The organism is Anoxybacillus sp. EFIL, assembly GCF_013096955.1.
Lineage (GTDB): Bacteria > Bacillota > Bacilli > Bacillales > Anoxybacillaceae > Anoxybacillus > Anoxybacillus ayderensis.
Map to the genome: position 1 here is coordinate 123,110 of NZ_SDLH01000005.1, position 21,633 is coordinate 144,742.

Consider the following 21,633-nt stretch of genomic DNA (forward strand, 5'->3'; position numbering starts at 1 on the left):
TGTAATGGCTAAGTACACAAAAGAGGATATTTTTCGTATTGTAAAGGAAGAAAATGTAAAGTATATTCGTTTACAGTTTACAGACATTCTTGGCACGATTAAAAACGTCGAAATCCCTGTAAGCCAACTACAAAAAGCGCTCGATAATAAAATGATGTTTGACGGATCGTCAATTGAAGGATTTGTCCGTATTGAAGAATCAGATATGTATTTATATCCTGATTTAGATACATTTGTTATTTTCCCATGGACAGCTGAAAAGGGAAAAGTAGCTCGTTTCATTTGTGACATTTACAATCCAGATGGCACACCATTTGAAGGTTGCCCTCGTTATAATTTAAAACGTGTATTGAAACAAATGGAAGAGCTCGGATTTACAGAGTTTAACCTAGGCCCAGAGCCAGAGTTTTTCTTATTCAAGTTAGATGAAAAAGGAGAGCCGACGTTAGAGTTAAACGATAATGGCGGTTACTTCGATTTAGCACCAACGGATTTAGGTGAAAACTGCCGTCGTGATATCGTATTAGAGCTAGAAGAGATGGGTTTTGAAATTGAAGCCTCTCACCATGAAGTCGCACCGGGCCAACATGAAATTGACTTCAAGTATGCCAATGCGGTAAAAGCGTGCGATGACATTCAAACCTTTAAACTTGTTGTAAAAACAGTAGCACGCAAACACGGTTTACATGCGACATTTATGCCAAAACCTCTCTTTGGTGTAAACGGTTCGGGCATGCATTGCAACTTATCGCTCTTTAAAAATGGTGAAAATGCCTTTTTTGATCCGAATGGTCAATTGCAACTAAGCGAAACAGCATTGCAGTTTATTGCGGGTGTGTTAAAGCATGCTCCAAACTTTACAGCGGTAACAAACCCAACAGTGAACTCATATAAGCGTCTCGTTCCGGGTTATGAAGCCCCTTGTTACGTTGCATGGTCAGCACGCAATCGTAGCCCATTGATTCGTATCCCGGCATCACGTGGCATGAGCACGCGTATTGAAGTGCGTAGTGTAGACCCAGCGGCAAATCCATACTTAGCGATGGCTGTATTGTTGGCTGCTGGATTAGACGGCATTAAAAATAAATTGACACCGCCAGCACCGGTTGACAGAAACATTTATGTGATGACGAAAGAAGAGCGTTTAGAAGAAGGTATTGTTGATTTGCCTGCAACATTAGCGGAAGCGCTCGAAAACTTAAAATCCGATGAAGTAATCGTAAATGCACTTGGTAAACATTTATTTGAACATTTCGTTGAAGCAAAAGAAATTGAATGGGATATGTTCCGCACAGCGGTACATCCGTGGGAACGCGAACAATATATGAGCCTTTACTAAAAAAGCTAACGGTTTTTCCGTTAGCTTTTTTAATGAATTGAGCGGTATACGCCAATCACTTTTCCTAAAATCATTGCATTCGAAACAATGATCGGTTCCATGGATGAATTTTCAGGTTGCAGGCGAATATGGTCTTTCTCTTTAAAGAAGCGTTTGACGGTTGCTTCGTTTTCTTCTGTCATCGCTACAACGATATCTCCGTTATTAGCCGTTTGTTGTTGACGGACGATCACGTAGTCTCCGTCTAAAATACCAGCCTCAATCATACTTTCTCCGACAATTTGTAACATAAATACTTGGTCATCTGGTGAGACGAATCGTTCTGGAAGAGGGAAATATTCTTCAATGTTTTCGATTGCGGTAATCGGTTGTCCAGCTGTTACTTTTCCGACGATTGGAACGTTGACGACGTTTGTCTTTGGGATGGATTCGTACTCGTCCAAAATTTCAATGGCGCGTGGTTTTGTTGGATCGCGTCGAATGAAGCCTTTGCTTTCTAAACGAGCTAGATGACCGTGAACGGTTGAACTTGATGCTAAACCGACTGCTTCTCCAATTTCCCTCACTGATGGTGGATACCCTTTTGTGCGTACTTCTTGTTTAATGAAATCTAATATTTGTTGTTGTCGTTTTGATAATTTCGCCATTCTTATACACCTCTTCCTTTTCATCTTTGCCCATATTATAACATAATTTTTGTTTTGAATACAAACATAAGTTCGAAAATATAGTTGACACGAACAAAAGTTCTCGTTATTATAAAAACAAACAAACGTTCTGTTTTTAGGGGGTAGAAGGTATGGGGAAAATACATTATGTCGTGATGTTTTTATTTAGTGTATTGTTTGTTTGGGCGTTTTTGCACGTCACACAATCGGTTGATAAACAAAAATATGTTGAGATTACTGTGTCAGCTGGTGATACGTTATGGAAGCTTGCGGACAAATACAAACATGAACATCAATTGTCCCATGAACAATTCATTCAATGGGTGATGTCAGTAAACAACCGTTCAGACGAACGATTAATCATTGGTGAGAAAATTGTCATTCCTGTGTTAAAATCAAATAGCGAAAATCGGCTTGTTGCGAATAGACCGTAAAGAAAGGGATGACGAATGAACGCCATTATTTATTGTCGTGTAAGTACAACGAAAGAAACGCAAGAAACATCGTTACAAAGACAAAAAGAAGAGTTAGAACAGCTTGCGGCGGAATACGAAATGAATGTTGTCAAAATTATTCAAGAGCAAGCAAGTGGCTACGACATCGAACGGGAAGGGATTATGGAGTTGCTTGATACGATCAAGCAACATCGCATTGATGTCGTTCTCGTACAAGATGAGACAAGACTTGGACGTGGGAATGCAAAAATTGCTCTCCTTCGTTGTTTACAAAAAGAAGGTATTCGGGTGTATACGGTGAGCCATCGAGGGGAGCTTCAGCTATCAGAAGCGGATTCGATGGTGTTAGAAATCATTAGCATTGTAGAAGAGTATCAAAGGAAAATACATAATTTAAAAATTAAACGTGGGATGCAGCGAGCTGTTCAAAACGGCTATCGACCAGAAAACAATTTGCGCAACGTAGGTGAACACGCTGGACGTGATCGAAAAGATGTACCAATTGAAGACATTATTCGGTTGCGTCAAAATCGCTTAACGTTCGCTGAGATTGCTGCAACGCTTCGTTCGTTTGGTTATGATGTATCAAAAGCGACCGTGCATCGACGATACAAAGAATATGAGCAACTTGTCAACAATGAAAAATTTTTGTATGATGGTACGGACGAGAAGTAAATACAAAAGGATGAGGCTAAATGTTATCTTCTGAGAAAATAGCAAGAATTAATGCGTTAGCTAAAAAAGCAAAAATGGAAGGTCTTACGGCTGAAGAAAAACAAGAACAGCTTCAACTTCGCACAGAGTATATTGCTGCGTTTCGTGCGTCGATGATCGAAACATTGCATCACGTAAAAGTCATTGATCCAAACGGAAATGATGTCACTCCAAAAAAATTAAAAGATAGTAAGAAAAAACGAATGCATTAATATGCGCATGATGGAGAACATACTGATAGATGTTCTCTTTTTTTCGTCAGTTTGTCAAAAAAAATGTTGTGAAGCATTGTACATTTTACGAACTTTTCTATATCATAAAAGGTGAGAATGTTTGCAAATGAAAGGATGAAGATGATGACACACTCTATTGAACAATTATCGATTGCAGCGATTCGTACGTTGTCGATTGATGCAATTGAAAAAGCAAATTCAGGTCACCCAGGAATGCCGATGGGGGCTGCGCCAATGGCGTATACATTATGGACGAAGTTTATGAACCATAATCCGCGCAATCCAAAATGGTTCAATCGCGATCGTTTTGTATTATCAGCAGGACACGGTTCGATGCTACTGTATAGTTTGCTTCATTTAAGCGGTTATGACGTCACAATGGAAGACATTAAACAGTTTCGCCAATGGGGGAGTAAAACACCAGGCCATCCGGAATATGGTCATACACCAGGTGTAGAAGCAACAACAGGACCGCTTGGACAAGGAATTGCGATGGCTGTCGGAATGGCGATGGCGGAACGTCATTTAGCAGCTACATACAACAAAGACCAGTTCGAAATGATTAACCACTTTACATATGCGATTTGTGGTGACGGCGACTTAATGGAAGGAGTTTCTGCAGAAGCTGCTTCGTTAGCTGGTCATTTAAAACTTGGACGCCTCATCGTTCTTTATGATTCGAATGATATTTCACTTGATGGCGAATTGAATCTTTCTTTCTCAGAAAGTGTAGAACAACGGTTCAAAGCGTACGGATGGCAATACATTCGTGTAGAAGACGGCAATAACATTGAAGAAATTGCTCAAGCGATTGCTGAAGCTCAAAAAGATTTACAACGCCCGACATTAATTGAAGTGAAAACAACGATCGGTTATGGCTCACCAAACAAAGCAGGAACAGCCGATGTGCACGGTGCTCCGCTTGGGAAAGATGAAATTAAGTTAACGAAAGAAGCGTATAATTGGACGTTTGAAGAAGACTTTTACGTTCCAGATGAAGTGTATGCTCATTTTGAAAAAGTAGTAAAAGAAGCAGGAGAGAAAAAAGAAGCGGAATGGAACGCTTTATTTGCTGAATATGAGAAGGCGTATCCAGACTTAGCAAAACAATTACGCATGGCGATTGATGGTAAACTTCCTGAAGGCTGGGAAAAAGCATTGCCGGTATATGCAGAAGGAAAAAGTTTAGCAACACGCGCTTCTTCTGGGGAAGTATTGAATGCCATCGCCAAAGTTGTACCGCAATTTTTAGGTGGGTCTGCGGACTTAGCTGGTTCAAACAAAACGTTAATTAAAGGGGCAGGAGACTTCTTGCCAAGTAGCTATGAAGGTCGCAACATTTGGTTTGGTGTCCGTGAATTTGCGATGGGGGCTGCGCTAAATGGCATGGCGCTTCACGGTGGTGTGAAAGTGTACGGCGGTACGTTCTTTGTCTTTTCAGACTATTTACGTCCAGCCATTCGACTTGCTGCGCTGATGGGATTGCCTGTCACATATGTATTTACGCATGATAGCATCGCTGTCGGTGAAGATGGTCCAACGCATGAGCCAATTGAACAACTTGCCTCCTTACGAGCAATGCCAAATGTATGTGTTATTCGTCCGGCAGATGCAAATGAGACAGCTGCTGCATGGCGCTTGGCTGTGGAATCTACAGATCGTCCGACTGCTCTTGTGTTGACACGTCAAAACCTTCCTACGCTAGCGACGACAGCTGAGCGCGCTTATGAAGGGGTGAAAAAAGGAGCATATGTTGTTTCTGAAGCCAAAGGAGAAGTACAAGCATTATTGTTAGCATCCGGTTCAGAAGTTAGCTTAGCTGTAGAAGCACAGAAAGCGTTAGCAAATGAAGGGATCCATGTTTCAGTTGTAAGCATGCCTTCATGGGATCGTTTTGAAGCGCAAACAGCTGATTACAAAGAAAGTGTGATTCCGAAACATGTGAAAAAACGCCTTGCAATTGAAATGGGCGCATCTCTTGGTTGGGAGCGATATACAGGAGATGAAGGAGATATTTTAGCGATTGATCGCTTCGGGGCTTCTGCACCTGGAGAAAAAATTATGCAAGAATATGGATTTACAGTGGAAAATGTCGTTGCACGTGTCAAAGCATTACTAAATAAATAATAAAACGGGGAGCGCATCTCCCCGTTTTATTATCGAATAAAGATTTTTTACTGAACATATTGTACAAACCGTCATTGTTTAGTATAGTGTAATGTAGACAACATGAAGGAGGAAAAAATATGTGGGAAATGATTTTAGTAGGCATTGTAGCGCTTGCTGCCGGCGTTGCGCTCGGATTTTTTATTGCGCGTAAAACAATGATGAACTACTTGAAGAAAAATCCACCGATTAATGAACAAATGATTCGAATGATGATGATGCAAATGGGCATGACTCCATCGCAAAAGAAAATCAATCAAATGATGAAAGCAATGAACAACCAATTAAAATAAAAGGCAAGGCACTCAGCAACGAGTGTCTTTTTTAGCACAGAAAGAAGCTGTTGCTCATATTTGTATTTTTTTGATAAAATATAGGCAAATGAAGAAGAAATGGAGTGTCAATCATATGGACATTCAACTGTTTGTCGCGTTTGGGGCGGGTGTACTTTCGTTTATTTCCCCGTGCTGTTTGCCGCTTTATCCAGCTTTTTTATCATATATCACAGGAATGTCGGTTAGTGATTTAAAATCTGATTATGCGTTGTTGCAAAGAAGAAGTTTGTTACATACGTTATTTTTTTTGCTCGGATTTTCATTTATTTTTATTGCTATCGGTTTTGGTACGTCGATGCTCGGACAATTTTTCCATACATACCAAGATCTCATTCGTCAAATTGGTGCAATATTGATGGTGTTTTTTGGGTTTGTGATTATCGGAATTTTTAAACCGAAGTTTTTAATGACTGATCGTCGTTTATCCTTTCAACATCGTCCATCTGGTTACATCGGTTCTTTTCTTATTGGCATGGCATTTGCTGCTGGTTGGACGCCATGTACGGGTCCAATTTTAGTATCCGTTATCGCTTTAGCAGCGACAAATCCGAGTTTAGGTGTTGTTTATATGGCAGCCTATTCACTTGGCTTTGCTTTGCCATTTTTGCTTTTGTCTTTTTTTATCGGAAAAATGGGGTGGATTCGAAAACATCATGTTAAGTTAATGAAAATCGGTGGATATGTCATGGTAGGGATGGGTGTCGTATTATTTTTTGATTGGATGACGAAAATTACAATTTATATGACAAATATATTTGGTGGTTTTACAGGTTTTTAGTTTTTAAAGGTGTGGAGGGGAAGGAAATGGCGAGAATTTTAATTGTGGATGATGCGAAGTTTATGCGCATAACGTTAGCCAATATTTTAAAAAAAGCAAATCATGAAGTTGTTGGGGAAGCGGAAAATGGGAAAGAAGCTGTTGATTTTTACATGGAATTGAAGCCGGACGTTGTGACGCTTGATATTACGATGCCGGTGATGAGCGGACTTGAAGCAGTGAGGGAAATTAAGCAACGCGATCCGCATGCAAAAATTATTATGTGCTCAGCTATGGGACAACAAAAGATGGTCGTTGAAGCCATTGAAGCAGGGGCGCTTGATTTTATCGTAAAACCATTTGATGAAAGCCGTGTGATTGAAGCGATTCAACGTGTGTTGCAGTAAAAAAGAGAGGGAGATTCACTTTGGCCATTTTTAGTTCGGTATTCGCTGTATTGATGGCTGGATTTGCGTTTTTTATTCGAATGAAAGCAGCAGAAAAACCGACAAACGCAAAAAAAATTATATTACCGCCTATTTTTATGAGCACAGGTGCATTGATGTTTGTGCATCCGACGTTTCGGGTAACGGCGCTTGAATGTGGAGAGGCCATTTTCATCGGGGCACTTTTTTCTATTTTGTTAATTAAAACATCTTCGTTTGAAGTTCGAGGCAATGAAATTTATTTACAACGCTCAAAAGCGTTCGTTTTTATTTTTGTTGGTTTAATTGTATTACGCTTAGCTCTAAAAACATATTTAAGCCGTACCATTGAGTACGGAGAGCTTGCCGGAATGTTTTGGATCCTCGCTTTTTCGATGATTGTTCCTTGGCGAGTAGCGATGTATGCATCATATCGTCGTCTTCAACGCGAAATAACAGAAAAAAGCTAATCAACGAAGGGTGATTAGCTTTTTTTCGTTAGCAGATGTTCGTATTTTGCAAAATCAATTTGTTTTTCCCGAAGAGCTTTAATTAAAAATTTATGGTCGCGTTTTGGTGTGGCGAGAATATAGCCACGAACAACTAAATCTTCTGTAATCCGATTCGCTTTTTCTTGTAACGCCAACTCTCCGATTTTACCAGCGATTTTTTGACGGGCTACATCCCGAAACAGTTCAGGAACAGGACGAACTAAATCCTCGAGCAACGCTTTTTCTTTTTCAGACCATAAATGGCGTGTTTGTTCAATGTAATATTGCTGCCAATCTAATTCGGATTTCCCATCTTCTTTCGGCAGCCGTTTTAAAAATTTCCGGAACATAAAAAAGCCACCGATCGACATCGTAACAAGGAGAAAAACGACCCAAAATAAAATAAACCATAAAAACCAACCTGTTAGCATACATTCCACCTCAACGTTTATTATGTAAAAAAATAAGAGCGGAATCAAGAAAAAGAGCTGACGTTGCGTCAGCTCTTTCACATATCGTGACTGGAGTTATGCTTTTGACGGGTATGATTTTGATTTTTTACTTTTTTCGATCCGCTAAGTGGTTCTGGTTGTCCTGGGTTATCTCCTTTTGGAGCATTTTTTCGCATATCTTTGCTTGTATTTTTGTTCATACCATACACTCCTTTCCTTCATATGATGGCATGGTAGATGAGATTTATGCATATTTCGCTCATGAATAGGCACGATAAATATTAAAAAGAGAGGAAGTGAATGAGATGCCTTATCATAAAAATAAGCAACAAGCGTTTGAAGCTGCCCAACAAGGAACAATGGAGGCGAAAGAACGGTACGATCATCTTGTGAAAAGTGATGCAGATTATGGAAGTCAATTGCATCATTTAAAACAAGAAGTAAACGAAGCGTTTGAGCAAATTAATAATGCGCTTGAAGTAGCTTCTGAAAAACAGCGAAAACAGCTTGAACAATTTCGCGATGATTTGCAAGCGATTGTAGAGGAAGTAAATATGTATGAATAATCCCGCTTCAAGCGGGATTATTGATTTTTCTTACGTTTTTTATTATTTTGTTTTTGAGCTTCAGTAAGTGGTTCATTAGAGAGTTCTTCATTGTAACCTGCGCCTTTTCCTTGAGCGCTTGCATCATTCATGCCCGGAATGACATGATTTGCTTTTCTTTTTACCATCTTTTTTCACCTCCTACAACTATTGTTGGAAAGAGAGCAAAAAAATATGCATTTATCTGAAACTTATAAACAATTATTATTTACTTATGTAGAGCATTGTATTAAGATAAAAGCGTAGGAATTTTGTGGGTTTGGGAGAAGATGACTTGTTAGAAGGGGGTAATACATAATGGTGAAAAATGATGTATTTCAAGCGCGTTCTACATTTGAAGTAAACGGGAAAACATATCATTATTATCGCTTACAAGCGCTTGAAGAAGCGGGAATTGGAAACGTATCACGTCTTCCGTATTCGATTAAAGTACTTCTTGAATCAGTACTTCGTCAAGTTGATGGACGTGTCATTACAAGAGAGCATGTTGAAAATTTAGCGAAATGGGGAACGAGCGAACTAAAAGATGTAGATGTTCCATTTAAACCATCTCGCGTTATTTTGCAAGACTTTACAGGTGTTCCTGCTGTCGTTGATTTAGCTTCGATGCGCAAAGCGATGGCGGACATTGGTGGAGATCCGTATGAAATCAACCCCGAAATTCCTGTCGATCTTGTCATTGATCACTCTGTTCAAGTTGATAAAGCTGGAACAGAAGATGCGCTCGAGTACAATATGAATTTAGAGTTTGAGCGTAATGCAGAACGCTACAAGTTTTTGAAATGGGCACAAAAAGCGTTCAGCAATTATCGTGCTGTCCCACCAGCAACAGGTATTGTGCATCAAGTAAACTTAGAGTATTTAGCGAATGTGGTACATGTCGTTGAAGGAGAGAACGGTGAATATGAAGCGTTCCCGGACACGCTTGTAGGTACAGACTCTCACACGACAATGATTAACGGCATTGGCGTGCTCGGTTGGGGTGTTGGTGGTATTGAAGCGGAAGCAGGTATGCTTGGACAACCTTCTTACTTCCCAGTACCAGAAGTCATCGGTGTACGTTTAACAGGAAAGTTACCAAACGGTACAACAGCAACAGATCTTGCGTTAAAAGTGACACAAGTACTCCGGAAAAAAGGGGTCGTCGGCAAGTTTGTTGAATTTTTCGGTCCAGGTGTGGCAACATTACCTTTAGCTGACCGTGCCACAGTAGCAAACATGGCGCCTGAGTATGGTGCAACGTGCGGCTTCTTCCCAGTTGATGCAGAAGCGCTTGATTACTTGCGTTTAACAGGCCGTGATGAGCAGCATGTTCAAGTTGTTGAAGCATATTGCAAAGCTAACGGTTTGTTCTATACACCAGATGCGCAGGAGCCTGTATTTACAGATGTTGTTGAAATTAACTTATCAGAAATTGAACCGAATCTTTCTGGACCAAAACGTCCACAAGATTTAATTCCGCTTTCAAAAATGAAAGAATCGTTCCGTCAAGCGGTAGTTTCTCCACAAGGAAACCAAGGCTTTGGCTTGACAGAAGCGGATTTTGATAAAGAAATGACAGTAACGTTAAACGGCGAAGAAATGAAAATGAAAACAGGTGCGATCGCGATCGCTGCGATTACAAGCTGTACGAACACATCGAACCCATATGTGTTAATTGGAGCAGGTTTAGTCGCGAAAAAAGCAGTGGAAAAAGGATTAAAAGTTCCAAAATACGTAAAAACATCGCTTGCACCTGGTTCAAAAGTCGTCACAGGATACTTAAAAGATTCAGGACTCCTTCCTTATTTAGAGCAAATTGGATTTAATATCGTTGGTTACGGTTGTACGACATGTATCGGTAACTCTGGTCCACTTGCTCCAGAGCTTGAAAAAGCAATTGCAGAAAATGATTTGCTTGTGACGAGTGTATTATCGGGTAACCGAAACTTTGAAGGACGCATTCATCCGCTCGTCAAAGGTAACTATTTAGCATCACCGCCGCTCGTTGTGGCATATGCACTTGCTGGAACGGTTGATATCGATTTATTAAATGAGCCGATCGGTAAAGACCAAAACGGAAATGACGTGTACTTTAATGATATTTGGCCGTCTACAGAAGAAGTGAAAGAAGTCGTAAAACAAGCGGTGACACCGGAATTGTTCCGCAAAGAATACGAGCGAGTATTCGACGATAACGCCCGTTGGAATGCGATTGAAACGACGGACGAGCCACTTTATCAATGGGACGAAAATTCAACGTATATTCAAAACCCTCCATTCTTTGAAGGGTTATCACCAGAAGTGGAGGAAGTGAAACCACTTACTGGATTACGAGTAGTTGGTAAATTTGGTGATTCTGTCACGACAGACCATATTTCTCCAGCTGGATCGATCGGTATAAATACACCAGCAGGACAATACTTAATTTCTAAAGGTGTTGATCCGAAAGACTTTAACTCGTATGGTTCTCGTCGTGGTAACCATGAAGTGATGATGCGAGGTACGTTTGCTAACATTCGTATTCGTAACCAAATTGCCCCTGGTACAGAAGGTGGCTATACAACATATTGGCCAACAGGCGAAGTCATGTCGATTTACGATGCTTGCATGAAATATAAACAAGACGGTACAGGACTTGTTGTTATTGCTGGAAAAGATTACGGCATGGGAAGTTCGCGTGACTGGGCAGCAAAAGGAACATATTTACTTGGCATTAAAACGGTCATCGCTGAAAGCTTTGAGCGTATTCACCGTTCCAATCTTGTGCTTATGGGTGTGTTACCACTTCAATTTAAAGAAGGGGAAAATGCCGAAACGCTTGGATTAACGGGCAAAGAAGTATTTGAAGTACACATCGATGAACATGTAAAACCGCGTGACTATGTAAAAGTTACAGTAACAGACGAACAAGGAAACAAAAAGGAATTTGAAGTACTTGTACGCTTTGACAGCGAAGTGGAAATTGATTACTATCGCCATGGCGGTATTTTACCGATGGTATTGCGTGAAAAATTAAAACGATAAGAAGAGAGCAGATCGCTCTCTTCTTTATTTTTTGTTTGTTTTTTTCGCCGCATTTTCTAATGCGCTTTTTGGATCTGGGGTAAATGTGGCATCATATCCTTGTGGATTGACACTTGGAGCGTTTTGGCCGCGATTTCTTCCATTATTTTTGCTCATGACGTCCACCTCCTGTGCATATTGTATCCGTCTTTTCGAAAAATATATGCAAGGAGGCAAGGACATGAATCGAGCCATTCAAACAGCATTATGTACAATTGCGTTAGCACAATTTTTAAAAATTCCATTGGCGAAAAGAAAAACAAAAAAATGGGATTGGTCACTGTTTTTCGAGACAGGTGGTATGCCAAGTTCGCATTCCGCGGGAGTTGCTTCACTTGCCACGTATGTTGCTTTAAAAAGAGGAGTGCAGAGCATAGATTTTGCCCTTGCGACCATTTTTGGCTTAATTGTTATGTACGATGCTCAAGGGGTGCGTCATCAAGCAGGGGAGCTAGCTATTCGTGTGAATGAGTTAACTGAAGAGATCGAAAAGATAAAAGGAGCTCCTGATGATGGGAAGCTTGACCGGAAAGAGGAGTTATTGCGTGAACGGCTTGGTCATCAACCTATTGAAGTCATTGGTGGAGCGTTTCTTGGTATTGTTACAGGAGGATTATCTTACGTAATAAGTAGGTGGAAGCGCTCGCTATGACAGGCGAGCGCTCTTTTTCCTTTGCCATATATGTTGAGGGAGTTCAGACAAAACCATCCCTAATAAAATGAGTGCAGCTCCGAATAAGGCAGTCTGTTGAAGACGTTCATCATTCCATATATACGCAGTCAAAGCAGCAAAAACAGGTTCTAGAGCAAAAATTAAAGCAACACGTGTTGGAGATGTATATTGTTGAAAATGCGTTTGAATAAAGAAAGCAATGGTTGTTGCGAATAGTGCGGTGATGAGTAAAGCGCCCCATACATCAAATGTTAAAAAAGTGGAGAGCGGAATAACGGACCAATCTTCGAACAAATATGAACATATAAAACAAATAATAGATACGGTCTGAACTTGAACGGTTGTTAGCAGGACGGCTGAAAATTTTGTCGCATAAATGCTTGTTGAAACGATATGTAATGCAAAAGCGATGGCGCATAAAAAGACGAAGAGATCACCTTTGTTCATTGACATATCTCCATTTATAGTCAAAAAATATAGCCCACACGTAGCTAACACACTTCCAACGACAGCATTCAGCGAAGGTTTTTGCTTTAAAATCATAAATGAAAAAAAGGGGACAAGAACAACATTTAGTCCGGTAATGAATCCTGCTTTTGAAGAAGTAGTATACAATAAGCCAATTGTTTGAAGAGCATACCCAAGACATAACCAAATGCCAAGAATAAATCCAGAGAGTATAAGCTGTTTATCTAGCGGTTTTCGTTCAAAGATGAACACCCAAATCCATAGCAGTATGCTTGCGATCGCAAAACGTACGCCATTAAACAACAATCGGGGCAAAAAAGAAACGGCATTTTGAACGACGACAAACGTCGCTCCCCAAACGAATGCAACAAACAATAAACTTAAATCTGCTTTGTATTTCATATTCCTCTCCTTTACAAAAAATGTTGTGCGAGACAGAAGCCTCACACAACATTTTACCATCATTCCATATATTTTGGAGATATTTTTTTTGCGATATATACGAAAGGTGTATCTAACATTGCGACAATCCATTTTAACACATACGTCGTAATAAAAATTTGTATCCAATCGTGAAATGGAAATACACCGAGAAACGCGATCGATGCAAAAACGAGCGTATCGATTAATTGGCTAATCATCGTACTTCCATTATTGCGAATCCAAAGTTGAGAATCGTGCGGAAATTTCTTTTTAAACCAATGAAATAAGTGAACATCAAGTGACTGGCTAATTAAAAAAGCAAGCAAACTGCCAACTGCGATACGTGGCAACAAACCGAAAATCGTTTCTAATGCCGGTTGTGCGAAGTCAGTAGCATGCGGCTTAAATAATAAAGCAAGTTGCATCACGATCGTGAGTGAAATGAGTGTAAAAAAGCCGAGCCATACCGCTTTTTGTGCTTCTTTTTTTCCGTACTTTTCACTTAAAATGTCAGTCACTAAAAAGGCAGTTCCGTACATGACGTTTCCAAGTGTAGCTGTCATACCAAGTAATTCAACCGTTTTAACGACTTGTAAATTAGCGACAACAGTAGAAAAACCGATCCATACGAATAAACCTGAACGACCGAAGAAACGATAAATGAGCAATACAAGTGAAAATGTGACGATAGCAGAAAAAAGACCGAGTATTTCATTGAACATGGTGATCCCTCCTCTGTATGAAAGTATAAAGACACAAAGGATATTATACAATTGAGATCATTTTTTGTCTAAACTGTTATAATAAAATCAAAAAGAAAAGGTGAGCGATGTGAAGGTATTTATGGAGTGGACATATGTAACACCGAAAAAAAAGGAAATGGTGTGGACATCAAAAGAAATGGAAGTGGAAGAAGCTTTCGTTTTTGCGGAAGATATAGAGAAAACGGGAAGAGTAAAACAACTTTTATTTTATGATGCACGTGGTATAGCGTGGACAAAGAAAGAGTTAGCCAAACTAATGAAAGAAATCGAAGCGGATCCGCATGATGTTGTTGCATATTTTGATGGCGGTTTTGATCATGAAACAAAAAAAGCGGGAGTTGGCGTTGTTATTTATTATAAACAAAACGGCGATCCATTTCGCATACGCGCAAATGCGCAGCTAGATGAATTGCAGTCAAATAATGAAGCGGAGTATGCAGCATTCCATTTTTTACTCGAACAGCTTGAACATCTCGGTGTTCATCATTTACCCGTCGTTTTCCGCGGAGACGCACATGTCGTATTTCATCAATTATCTGATGAATGGCCAGTATTTTCAGAAGAGGGGAGATGGATTGAGCGAATTGAGCAAAAAATGAAGAAACTTTGTATTTCACCAATTTATGAACCAATTCGTAGAAAACAAAATGGTGAAGCGCACCAATTAGCGACACAAGCGCTTCGTGGAACGATCATTACGAGTACAATGCGGTTGGGGCGTGAACGATGAATCGAAAAGACGTGTTACTTCGGTTAAATGAGTTGTTTGATACGTATTGCGAAGGATGTTTTGTGAACAGAACATTTCGTAAAGAGTGCGGAAAGTCGTATGCGCAATCGTTTTGCATTCAGACATGTACAGTAGGCAAAAAAATACAACAATACGGTCAGTTGCTTGTGAAACAAAAAGTGTAACAAGGTGTCCCGGATGCTCGGGACACCTTGTGGCTACATGTGATTGATCGTCTCAAATAATTGATGATGTGCGTCTGCTAGTTCCTTTTCACATTGTAACAATAATGGATCGTCTTTGTTTGTTTTGGCGCGCGCAATTGCTTCTTTTGCTTGTTCAATTGCCTGTTTTGCATGATCAAACGCATGGTCATCTAAACTCATTGTTGCAGTTGCAACCATTTTTTTTGCTGATTCAACGGCTAAATGTGCATTTTCAATTTTAGTAAATACGCTATCGGACTGAAGATGCGGCTTTTTTGGATTTTGTGTCATTGCTATCCCTCCTCGTTTGTAGTATTTGTGTGAAAGGAGGGGAGTATGTAATGAAAAAAGACCAGCGTTTGCTGGTCTTTTCGTCGAGCTATATATGAATCATCTCAGACGATTATAATTTCACTACGTTTGCAGCTTGAGGGCCACGGTTTCCTTGAACGATTTCAAAAGAAACAGCTTGACCTTCTTCTAACGTTTTGTAGCCTTCACCTTGGATTGCTGTGAAGTGTACGAATACATCGTCTCCGCCTTCAACTTCGATGAATCCGTAACCTTTTTCATTGTTAAACCATTTTACTTTACCGTTTTGCATAATACTGAATCCTCCTAATACCTTTTAGCCAATAGGCTAATGAAAAAATTTTTCATATAACGGAATATATCCACAGCAACCAATCGGTGCAGGATATATATTCAGTTAGATGATAATTAGACTATACACGAATGACAAGGAAGAGTCAAGACAAAAAGGCGATTTTTTCAAAAAATTTTTTTAGAGGAGGATTTTTGTAATAAGTGCATAACATTAACAGTAAGGAGTATAGAAAGGGAGTGAGCGGCATGTATCGTGGTCAAATTTGTGGAAAAGAAGTCATCATTAAGTTAAGTAACCATGTACGAAAGCAAAAAGTCGATCAAGAAAAGCTATATCAAACGGTTTTAGCGTTTAGCGAAGCAGCATTTGAACAGCAGAAAGAACAATTTGGTATTGTAAGCAAACAAGGGTTAATTGTTGCCTCGGTTGAACAGCATGATTTGCCTGTGATTTCGGTAGATTATATCATTCCGTCTCACCATGTATATGATTAAAGCCCAGATCATCCTGGGCTTTCACTATGATAGGTGTTATTTCGTGATTCATGAATTTTTTTATGGAAAACAACTGTGAAAATATGTATGATCATAAATATATGAGGATAAAGGTGGGAAGATATGATGATGAAACGATGGACGATTCAAACAACGAAGCGAGATGAGTTTGTAGATGTTACTTCGTTTGTTCAATCATTTGTTACAGAAAGTGGAGTACAAGAAGGAATTGCTGTTGTTTATTGTCCACATACAACCACAGGAATGACGATAAATGAAAATGCTGATCCAGATGTGAAACGAGACATGATTCGTCGTTTTGATGAGTTGTATCCATGGCATCATGCGCTTGATCGGCATAGTGAAGGAAATACTGCGGCACATATGAAAGCAAGCACGGTTGGATCATCGGTGCATGTTATTGTCACGAAAGGTCAGCTGCTTCTTGGGACATGGCAAGGCATTTATTTTTGCGAGTTCGATGGGCCGAGAACGCGTACATTTTATGTAAAGGTGATGGAAGGATGAACGGACAACGTATTTTGCCTGCTGTACGTTCGATGAAAGATTTTGATAAACTTATCAAAATGAATTACGAATATGGGGTATTTTTAGATATTCATATTGGTATGCTGAAAAGTGTGTATACATACGCAAATGAACATGGTAAAAAAATGTTTCTTCACGTTGACTTAATTCAAGGGCTAAAAAGCGACGAATATGCGACGGAATTTTTATGTCAGCTCGTCAAACCATATGGATTGATTTCGACAAAAAGCAGCGTAATTACGAAAGCGAAACAAAAAGGTGTGATCGCAATTCAACGCACATTTATTATTGATTCGAATGCGTTTGAGCGAAGCGTTCAACTTGTAGAAAAAACAAACCCGGATTATATTGAAGTGTTGCCCGGTGTTGTTCCGAAAGTCATTTCCCAACTTCATGAACGAACGGGGAAGGACATTATCGCTGGCGGATTAATAGAAAATGAAACAGAGGTCGAAGCAGCGCTTGCCGCAGGGGCTGTTGCGGTAACGACATCAAATGTCGAACTTTGGCGGTATTTTGCTCCGTAACAAATGTATTGACAGCGTTTTCAAAAACGATTAGTCTTATAATTAAGTTTATTATGTTAGTGAGAGAGAGGAGAGACTCACACGCGTTTTGATGAATCGCGGTGTGGGTCTTTTTTTGCAAGGGGGATCGGTTTATGTACATTTTAGCTCTTGATCAAGGGACAACGAGTTCACGTGCCATTTTATTTAATCAAAAAGGGGAAGTTGTGCATATTGCACAAAAAGAGTTTACACAATATTTTCCTCAACCAGGATGGGTCGAGCATAATCCGAATGAAATTTGGGGTTCTATTTTAGCAGTCATTGCAACCGTATTGTCCGAAGCGGCTATTGAGCCGAAGCAAGTTGCGGCTATCGGTATTACGAACCAACGGGAAACGACAGTCGTATGGGATAAACAAACAGGGCAGCCGATTTATAACGCGATTGTATGGCAATCACGCCAAACAGCACAAATTTGTGAACAATTGAAACAGGCTGGATATAATGATGTATTTCATAAAAAAACAGGTTTGCTCATTGACGCTTACTTTTCAGGAACGAAAGTGAAATGGATTTTAGACCATGTTGATGGTGCACGTGAAAAAGCAGAACGTGGGGACTTATTGTTTGGAACAATTGACACATGGCTTACTTGGAAACTGTCTGGCGGGAAAGTACATGTAACTGACTACTCTAATGCGTCAAGAACGTTAATGTTCAACATTTATGAGCAAAAATGGGATGATGAGTTACTAGACATTTTACAAGTGCCGAAAGCGATGTTGCCAGATGTTCGACCATCTTCAGAAATTTACGCACATACGGCACCGTACCATTTCTTCGGACAAGAGGTACCGATCGCTGGAATCGCAGGGGATCAGCAGGCGGCATTATTCGGGCAAGCATGCTTTGAAGAAGGAATGGCGAAAAACACATACGGCACAGGTTGTTTTATGTTAATGAATACGGGTGAAAAAGCCGTTCAGTCAAAGCATGGTTTGTTAACGACGATTGCGTGGGGGATTGATGGGAAAGTCGAGTATGCACTAGAAGGGAGCATTTTCGTTGCTGGATCTGCGATTCAATGGCTACGTGACGGATTACGAATGATTAAAGAAGCAAAAGATAGCGAGGCGTATGCAATAAAAGTGCAATCAACAGATGGCGTATATGTCGTGCCAGCATTTGTAGGGCTTGGGACACCGTATTGGGATAGCGACGTACGAGGAGCGGTATTTGGCTTAACGCGTGGAACGACAAAAGAGCATTTCATTCGTGCCACACTTGAGTCGCTTGCATACCAAACGAAAGATGTGTTAACTGCAATGGAAGCGGATGCGGGTATTACGTTAAAAACGTTGCGTGTAGACGGCGGAGCAGTGAAAAACAACTTTTTAATGCAATTTCAAAGTGATATTCTCGGTGTACCAGTTGAAAGACCGGTTGTGAATGAAACAACAGCGCTTGGTGCGGCATATTTAGCAGGACTTGCGGTTGGATATTGGCAAAGTAAAGATGAAATTGCGAAGCAGTGGAATATTGATCGTGCCTTCGAACCGAAAATGTCTACTGATGTTCGCCAACATTTATATGATGGATGGAAAAAAGCAGTTCGCGCTGCACAAATGTTTAAATGAAAAAAAAACCAGCTACCCACTCGGTAGCTGGTTTTTTTAAAAATAAAACTATGTTCTAAATAATCAATAGAAAAACAGAAATATTTCATCAATATAACCGTTTTCACATAAAAAAAAATGTGATAATATAATCAATAAAAAGACAAAAAATTTTGGTTTTAAAGAAATGTGAGGGCTATATGGTATACGATGGAATTATTTTAGGAATTCTCATTGGCTTATTTCGCGGAGGTAATTTCAAAGGCATCGCAACTTTGAAGTTAAAAGGAGGTTGGATTTTTCCAATCTTATTGCTTGTGCAATGGATTTTTTTCTTGTTGCAGGATCGTATCGCTATTTTAGCGAATATAAGTAACATCACATTTATCGTTGTCTACATCGTTGGATTAACGTTCATTTGGCTTAATCGTCATTATCCGGGGATGAAAACGATTTTTGCTGGTGTGCTTTTAAATTTCATTGTCATTGCTTTGAATGGCGGTAGAATGCCTGTTTCACTTGAAGCGACACAAGCTGTTTTAGGACAAGAATACGTCGAGCTTCTAAAAACAGGACTTTACGGGAAGCATACGGCTATTACAAATGACACCATTTTCCCGTTCTTAGGGGACATTATCCCTTTAGCACCGCCTTATCCGCGTGCAAAAGTGATTAGCATAGGCGATGTAGTCATGAATATTGGTGTGTTTTTGTTTATTCAGTATTTAATGATGAAGGAAAAACAAACAAATTCTCTTCAACCAACACATGAAGGGAGGTGAAAAACATGAACGCACGCGTGAAAAACGTACTTATTAATCTCGTCGTTATCGGTTCTGTTATTGTTGCGTTGACTTCAGGGATTAGAATAATTGGGGTATAAATAAATTGGGGAGGTTTTACCTCCTTTATTTTTAACATTTTTATCCGATTATAGATTCAGGGTGAGTGACTAATATATGGTGAAAACTCGATCGCAGGTATACATTTATATTTTGGGTTTATTTTCCTTTTTTTCGAGTAGTATGGTGTTTCGTTCTTATTTTCACCTTCCGACTGTTGAAGAATGGGTATGGATCTATTTTTTAGCTATCACAGCGTTTTTTTTAACTTATTTTGAGATTCAAGTAGTTGAAAATAAGAACACTTTTTCTATGGATTCAGCTATTTTTCTGGCAGCGGCACTACATTTTGGCCCTTCTGTGGCAATTTGGAGTTTTTTACTTTTTTCTTTGGTTAGAATTATATATCACAGGCATATTCCGTTATGGGCGCATCTTTTGAATTTTTCAATGTATTTATTGATGATGGTAGCAGCGTTTTTGCTCTTTTTCTTCTTCGGAGGTAAAATAGGTGATGAAGTTTCAGAAAATCTATATCCTTACATATTCAGCTTGACTGTATATTTTGCAATTAACATTTTGATTATAGCAGGGTTTTATTTAACAGATAGATCGAAGAAGTTTAATAGGGTATTTAACATAGGTCTTTTAAAAGAAGTATTTTTTGCATATTTCGTCACACTACTTCTTTCTTTAGTGCTTATTATTTTAATTGATAACGAAGGTTTTTTTGGGTTGTTTTTATTTACAGTTTTAGTTGTTTTGTTATCCATTACGTTTGGAAAAGTGCTCGAGTGGTATCAAGAAATGGCTAACCAGGCAAATAAAGATTACCTCACCGGCTTATATAACCACGGATATTTTAAAGATTACTTAAAGGAACTATTTCGGGAGACGAAAAGAACGGGTGGTCAGTTTTCGGTTGCTTTTTTAGATTTAGATGATTTTAAAAAATATAACGATTATCACGGTCATGTGCAAGGTGACCGATTGTTGAAATTTGTTGGGGAGTATTTAAAAAATGAAACGAAAGATCGTGGTTTTACAGTAGCACGATATGGTGGAGAAGAGTTTGCGATCATTTTGCCGAAAACGGAGAAACACGAAGCAGCAGCTTTTATGGATCAATTGCGGAAAAAATTAAATGACACGCCATTTGACGGGGTCGAACGACTTCCATATCGTTGTATTTCGTTCTCATGCGGAATTGCTGAGTATGAATCTGACATGTATGAAGAAAGTGAACTGCTACATAAAGCTGACCAAGCGCTTTATTATTCGAAAGCACAAGGAAAAAACAATGTGCAATTGTATGATGAGAAAAGAATATCTCGTGATGCATTGAAATTTAAAGAAGACTTAGATGCAATTGAAGAGCAGCTGAAACTGTTGCTTTATAAAGACGTGTATACATATCGTCATAGTAAACGTGTATTTACATATGCAATGGAATTTAGTGATCGATTGCCGCTTACAGAAGAAGAAAAACGGACTCTTATTTTAGGGGCACTCGTTCATGATATTGGTAAAATCGAAGTTTCGCGAGACATTATTAATAAAACAGGCAAACTCACCTCTGATGAATGGGAAATGATGAAAAAACACGTCATATGGGGGAAAGAAATTGTTCTCTCCGATGGTCGTTTTGAAGAAGTGATTCCACTTGTTGAACTTCATCACGAGCGTTACGATGGACGAGGTTATCCTTATGGGCTAAAAGGGGAGGAAATACCAAAGTTAGCCCGTATTTTGTGCATTATTGACTCATTCGATGCGATGACGACAGACCGCCCGTATCAACGAACAAAAACATTCTCCGAAGCGATTGTTGAATTGCGCCGTTGTTCTGGTACGCAATTTGATCCTCAATATGTCGAGCCATTTATCCAAATGATTGAAGAATATTATCCTGAGAAAATCACCAATAAAACTGTCTCTACATGAGGCAGTTTTTTATTTTTCTGAAATATGATTGTTTTTGAATGATATGTAAAAAATAATGATAATTTTTGATTAAAATTGAATGAATTTGATTGATTTTTTGGTGATACTTCGGTATGATAAAGA

At 39.4% G+C, this 21,633-nt stretch carries 29 protein-coding genes; 20 read left to right on the top strand and 9 right to left on the bottom strand.

Annotated features, from left to right (window positions below; translation table 11 throughout):
* The first annotated feature begins 4 nt into the window (after positions 1 to 4).
* Complete coding sequence (gene glnA, locus ES017_RS09540; protein ID WP_021094620.1) at positions 5 to 1,339, top strand: type I glutamate--ammonia ligase; 1,335 nt, start codon at positions 5 to 7, stop codon at positions 1,337 to 1,339.
* A 29-nt stretch (positions 1,340 to 1,368) separates the two neighbouring features.
* On the opposite strand, the gene lexA is transcribed toward glnA, so the two are convergent.
* Positions 1,369 to 1,986, bottom strand: coding sequence for a transcriptional repressor LexA (lexA, locus tag ES017_RS09545; RefSeq protein WP_021094621.1), 618 nt, complete (start codon positions 1,984 to 1,986; stop codon positions 1,369 to 1,371).
* Between the two features lie 152 nt (positions 1,987 to 2,138).
* Between lexA and yneA the strand changes: the two genes are divergently transcribed.
* The 8 genes from yneA to ES017_RS09585 all read left to right on the top strand — a co-directional run bounded on the left by yneA (position 2,139) and on the right by ES017_RS09585 (position 7,562).
* Entirely contained in the window at positions 2,139 to 2,441 is a 303-nt protein-coding gene (gene yneA / locus ES017_RS09550; protein WP_021094622.1) for a cell division suppressor protein YneA, read from the top strand.
* Positions 2,442 to 2,456: 15 nt separating this feature from the next.
* Positions 2,457 to 3,137 (top strand): YneB family resolvase-like protein, encoded by a 681-nt coding sequence (locus ES017_RS09555; RefSeq protein WP_021094623.1) that lies wholly within the window; start codon positions 2,457 to 2,459, stop codon positions 3,135 to 3,137.
* A 20-nt stretch (positions 3,138 to 3,157) separates the two neighbouring features.
* Positions 3,158 to 3,388: a DUF896 domain-containing protein gene (locus tag ES017_RS09560; protein ID WP_021094624.1), complete on the top strand. Its 231-nt coding sequence runs from the start codon at positions 3,158 to 3,160 to the stop codon at positions 3,386 to 3,388.
* A gap of 144 nt (positions 3,389 to 3,532) precedes the next feature.
* Positions 3,533 to 5,536: a transketolase gene (gene tkt, locus ES017_RS09565; RefSeq protein WP_035063123.1), complete on the top strand. Its 2,004-nt coding sequence runs from the start codon at positions 3,533 to 3,535 to the stop codon at positions 5,534 to 5,536.
* Positions 5,537 to 5,655: 119 nt separating this feature from the next.
* A complete protein-coding gene (locus tag ES017_RS09570; RefSeq protein WP_003398951.1) occupies positions 5,656 to 5,868 on the top strand; it encodes a YneF family protein in 213 nt (70 codons plus the stop codon).
* 115 nt (positions 5,869 to 5,983) lie between these two features.
* Positions 5,984 to 6,688, top strand: a complete 705-nt coding sequence (locus ES017_RS09575; RefSeq protein ID WP_021094626.1) for a cytochrome c biogenesis CcdA family protein — start codon at positions 5,984 to 5,986, stop codon at positions 6,686 to 6,688.
* Positions 6,689 to 6,714: 26 nt separating this feature from the next.
* Positions 6,715 to 7,074 carry a response regulator gene (locus ES017_RS09580; RefSeq protein ID WP_021094627.1) on the top strand — a complete coding sequence of 120 codons (360 nt, stop codon included), beginning with the start codon at positions 6,715 to 6,717 and terminating at the stop codon, positions 7,072 to 7,074.
* A 20-nt stretch (positions 7,075 to 7,094) separates the two neighbouring features.
* Positions 7,095 to 7,562: a CcdC family protein gene (locus ES017_RS09585; RefSeq protein ID WP_021094628.1), complete on the top strand. Its 468-nt coding sequence runs from the start codon at positions 7,095 to 7,097 to the stop codon at positions 7,560 to 7,562.
* Positions 7,563 to 7,576: 14 nt separating this feature from the next.
* On the opposite strand, the gene ES017_RS09590 is transcribed toward ES017_RS09585, so the two are convergent.
* Together ES017_RS09590 and ES017_RS09595 are read right to left on the bottom strand one after the other, a co-directional pair.
* Positions 7,577 to 8,014 (bottom strand): DUF2621 domain-containing protein, encoded by a 438-nt coding sequence (locus ES017_RS09590; RefSeq protein WP_021094629.1) that lies wholly within the window; start codon positions 8,012 to 8,014, stop codon positions 7,577 to 7,579.
* Positions 8,015 to 8,091: 77 nt separating this feature from the next.
* Entirely contained in the window at positions 8,092 to 8,235 is a 144-nt protein-coding gene (locus ES017_RS09595; protein WP_006318326.1) for a small acid-soluble spore protein P, read from the bottom strand.
* Positions 8,236 to 8,340: 105 nt separating this feature from the next.
* Here ES017_RS09595 and ES017_RS09600 point away from each other — a divergent pair, with 105 nt between their 5' ends.
* Positions 8,341 to 8,601, top strand: coding sequence for a hypothetical protein (locus tag ES017_RS09600; protein WP_021094630.1), 261 nt, complete (start codon positions 8,341 to 8,343; stop codon positions 8,599 to 8,601).
* Positions 8,602 to 8,618: 17 nt separating this feature from the next.
* Here the strand turns inward: ES017_RS09600 and sspO are convergent, their stop codons facing one another.
* The gene (gene sspO / locus ES017_RS09605; RefSeq protein ID WP_004890592.1) at positions 8,619 to 8,768 is read right to left on the bottom strand and encodes a small acid-soluble spore protein O; all 150 of its coding nucleotides are present in this window, start codon (positions 8,766 to 8,768) and stop codon (positions 8,619 to 8,621) included.
* Positions 8,769 to 8,937: 169 nt separating this feature from the next.
* Between sspO and acnA the strand changes: the two genes are divergently transcribed.
* Complete coding sequence (acnA, locus tag ES017_RS09610) at positions 8,938 to 11,646, top strand: aconitate hydratase AcnA (protein WP_171335021.1); 2,709 nt, start codon at positions 8,938 to 8,940, stop codon at positions 11,644 to 11,646.
* Positions 11,647 to 11,670: 24 nt separating this feature from the next.
* On the opposite strand, the gene ES017_RS09615 is transcribed toward acnA, so the two are convergent.
* On the bottom strand, positions 11,671 to 11,802 hold the full coding sequence (locus ES017_RS09615) for a Small acid-soluble spore protein (protein WP_009361161.1): 132 nt from the start codon (positions 11,800 to 11,802) through the stop codon (positions 11,671 to 11,673).
* 64 nt (positions 11,803 to 11,866) lie between these two features.
* On the opposite strand from ES017_RS09615, the gene ES017_RS09620 reads away from it, so the two are divergent.
* Positions 11,867 to 12,337: a divergent PAP2 family protein gene (locus tag ES017_RS09620; RefSeq protein ID WP_009361162.1), complete on the top strand. Its 471-nt coding sequence runs from the start codon at positions 11,867 to 11,869 to the stop codon at positions 12,335 to 12,337.
* Here the strand turns inward: ES017_RS09620 and ES017_RS09625 are convergent.
* Both ES017_RS09625 and ES017_RS09630 read right to left on the bottom strand, forming a co-directional pair.
* Positions 12,332 to 13,228, bottom strand: coding sequence for a DMT family transporter (locus ES017_RS09625; protein ID WP_171335022.1), 897 nt, complete (start codon positions 13,226 to 13,228; stop codon positions 12,332 to 12,334). The two genes, ES017_RS09620 and ES017_RS09625, sit on opposite strands and share 6 nt — an antisense overlap.
* 59 nt (positions 13,229 to 13,287) lie before the next feature.
* Positions 13,288 to 13,971 carry a queuosine precursor transporter gene (locus ES017_RS09630; protein WP_026011794.1) on the bottom strand — a complete coding sequence of 228 codons (684 nt, stop codon included), beginning with the start codon at positions 13,969 to 13,971 and terminating at the stop codon, positions 13,288 to 13,290.
* A gap of 121 nt (positions 13,972 to 14,092) precedes the next feature.
* On the opposite strand from ES017_RS09630, the gene ES017_RS09635 reads away from it, so the two are divergent.
* Both ES017_RS09635 and ES017_RS09640 read left to right on the top strand, forming a co-directional pair.
* Entirely contained in the window at positions 14,093 to 14,743 is a 651-nt protein-coding gene (locus ES017_RS09635; RefSeq protein WP_083842736.1) for a ribonuclease H family protein, read from the top strand.
* Complete coding sequence (locus tag ES017_RS09640; RefSeq protein WP_019418306.1) at positions 14,740 to 14,928, top strand: zinc-finger domain-containing protein; 189 nt, start codon at positions 14,740 to 14,742, stop codon at positions 14,926 to 14,928. The genes ES017_RS09635 and ES017_RS09640 overlap by 4 nt, the downstream gene beginning before the upstream one ends.
* A 33-nt stretch (positions 14,929 to 14,961) precedes the next feature.
* Here the strand turns inward: ES017_RS09640 and ES017_RS09645 are convergent, their stop codons facing one another.
* Complete coding sequence (locus tag ES017_RS09645) at positions 14,962 to 15,240, bottom strand: DUF2564 family protein (RefSeq protein ID WP_019418307.1); 279 nt, start codon at positions 15,238 to 15,240, stop codon at positions 14,962 to 14,964.
* A gap of 112 nt (positions 15,241 to 15,352) precedes the next feature.
* Entirely contained in the window at positions 15,353 to 15,553 is a 201-nt protein-coding gene (gene cspD, locus ES017_RS09650; protein WP_003398931.1) for a cold-shock protein CspD, read from the bottom strand.
* Positions 15,554 to 15,801: 248 nt separating this feature from the next.
* On the opposite strand from cspD, the gene ES017_RS09655 reads away from it, so the two are divergent.
* The 6 genes from ES017_RS09655 to ES017_RS09680 all read left to right on the top strand — a co-directional run bounded on the left by ES017_RS09655 (position 15,802) and on the right by ES017_RS09680 (position 21,510).
* Positions 15,802 to 16,050: a hypothetical protein gene (locus tag ES017_RS09655; RefSeq protein WP_009361168.1), complete on the top strand. Its 249-nt coding sequence runs from the start codon at positions 15,802 to 15,804 to the stop codon at positions 16,048 to 16,050.
* A gap of 123 nt (positions 16,051 to 16,173) precedes the next feature.
* A complete protein-coding gene (locus ES017_RS09660) occupies positions 16,174 to 16,578 on the top strand; it encodes a secondary thiamine-phosphate synthase enzyme YjbQ (RefSeq protein WP_081977280.1) in 405 nt (134 codons plus the stop codon).
* Positions 16,575 to 17,126 (top strand): glycerol-3-phosphate responsive antiterminator, encoded by a 552-nt coding sequence (locus ES017_RS09665; RefSeq protein ID WP_042536057.1) that lies wholly within the window; start codon positions 16,575 to 16,577, stop codon positions 17,124 to 17,126. The genes ES017_RS09660 and ES017_RS09665 overlap by 4 nt, the downstream gene beginning before the upstream one ends.
* Positions 17,127 to 17,260: 134 nt before the next feature.
* Positions 17,261 to 18,745 carry a glycerol kinase GlpK gene (gene glpK / locus ES017_RS09670; RefSeq protein WP_042536059.1) on the top strand — a complete coding sequence of 495 codons (1,485 nt, stop codon included), beginning with the start codon at positions 17,261 to 17,263 and terminating at the stop codon, positions 18,743 to 18,745.
* 179 nt (positions 18,746 to 18,924) lie between these two features.
* Positions 18,925 to 19,506 (top strand): DUF5317 domain-containing protein, encoded by a 582-nt coding sequence (locus ES017_RS09675; protein WP_042536061.1) that lies wholly within the window; start codon positions 18,925 to 18,927, stop codon positions 19,504 to 19,506.
* Between the two features lie 177 nt (positions 19,507 to 19,683).
* Positions 19,684 to 21,510 carry a bifunctional diguanylate cyclase/phosphohydrolase gene (locus ES017_RS09680; protein ID WP_021094645.1) on the top strand — a complete coding sequence of 609 codons (1,827 nt, stop codon included), beginning with the start codon at positions 19,684 to 19,686 and terminating at the stop codon, positions 21,508 to 21,510.
* Positions 21,511 to 21,633: the final 123 nt, after the last annotated feature.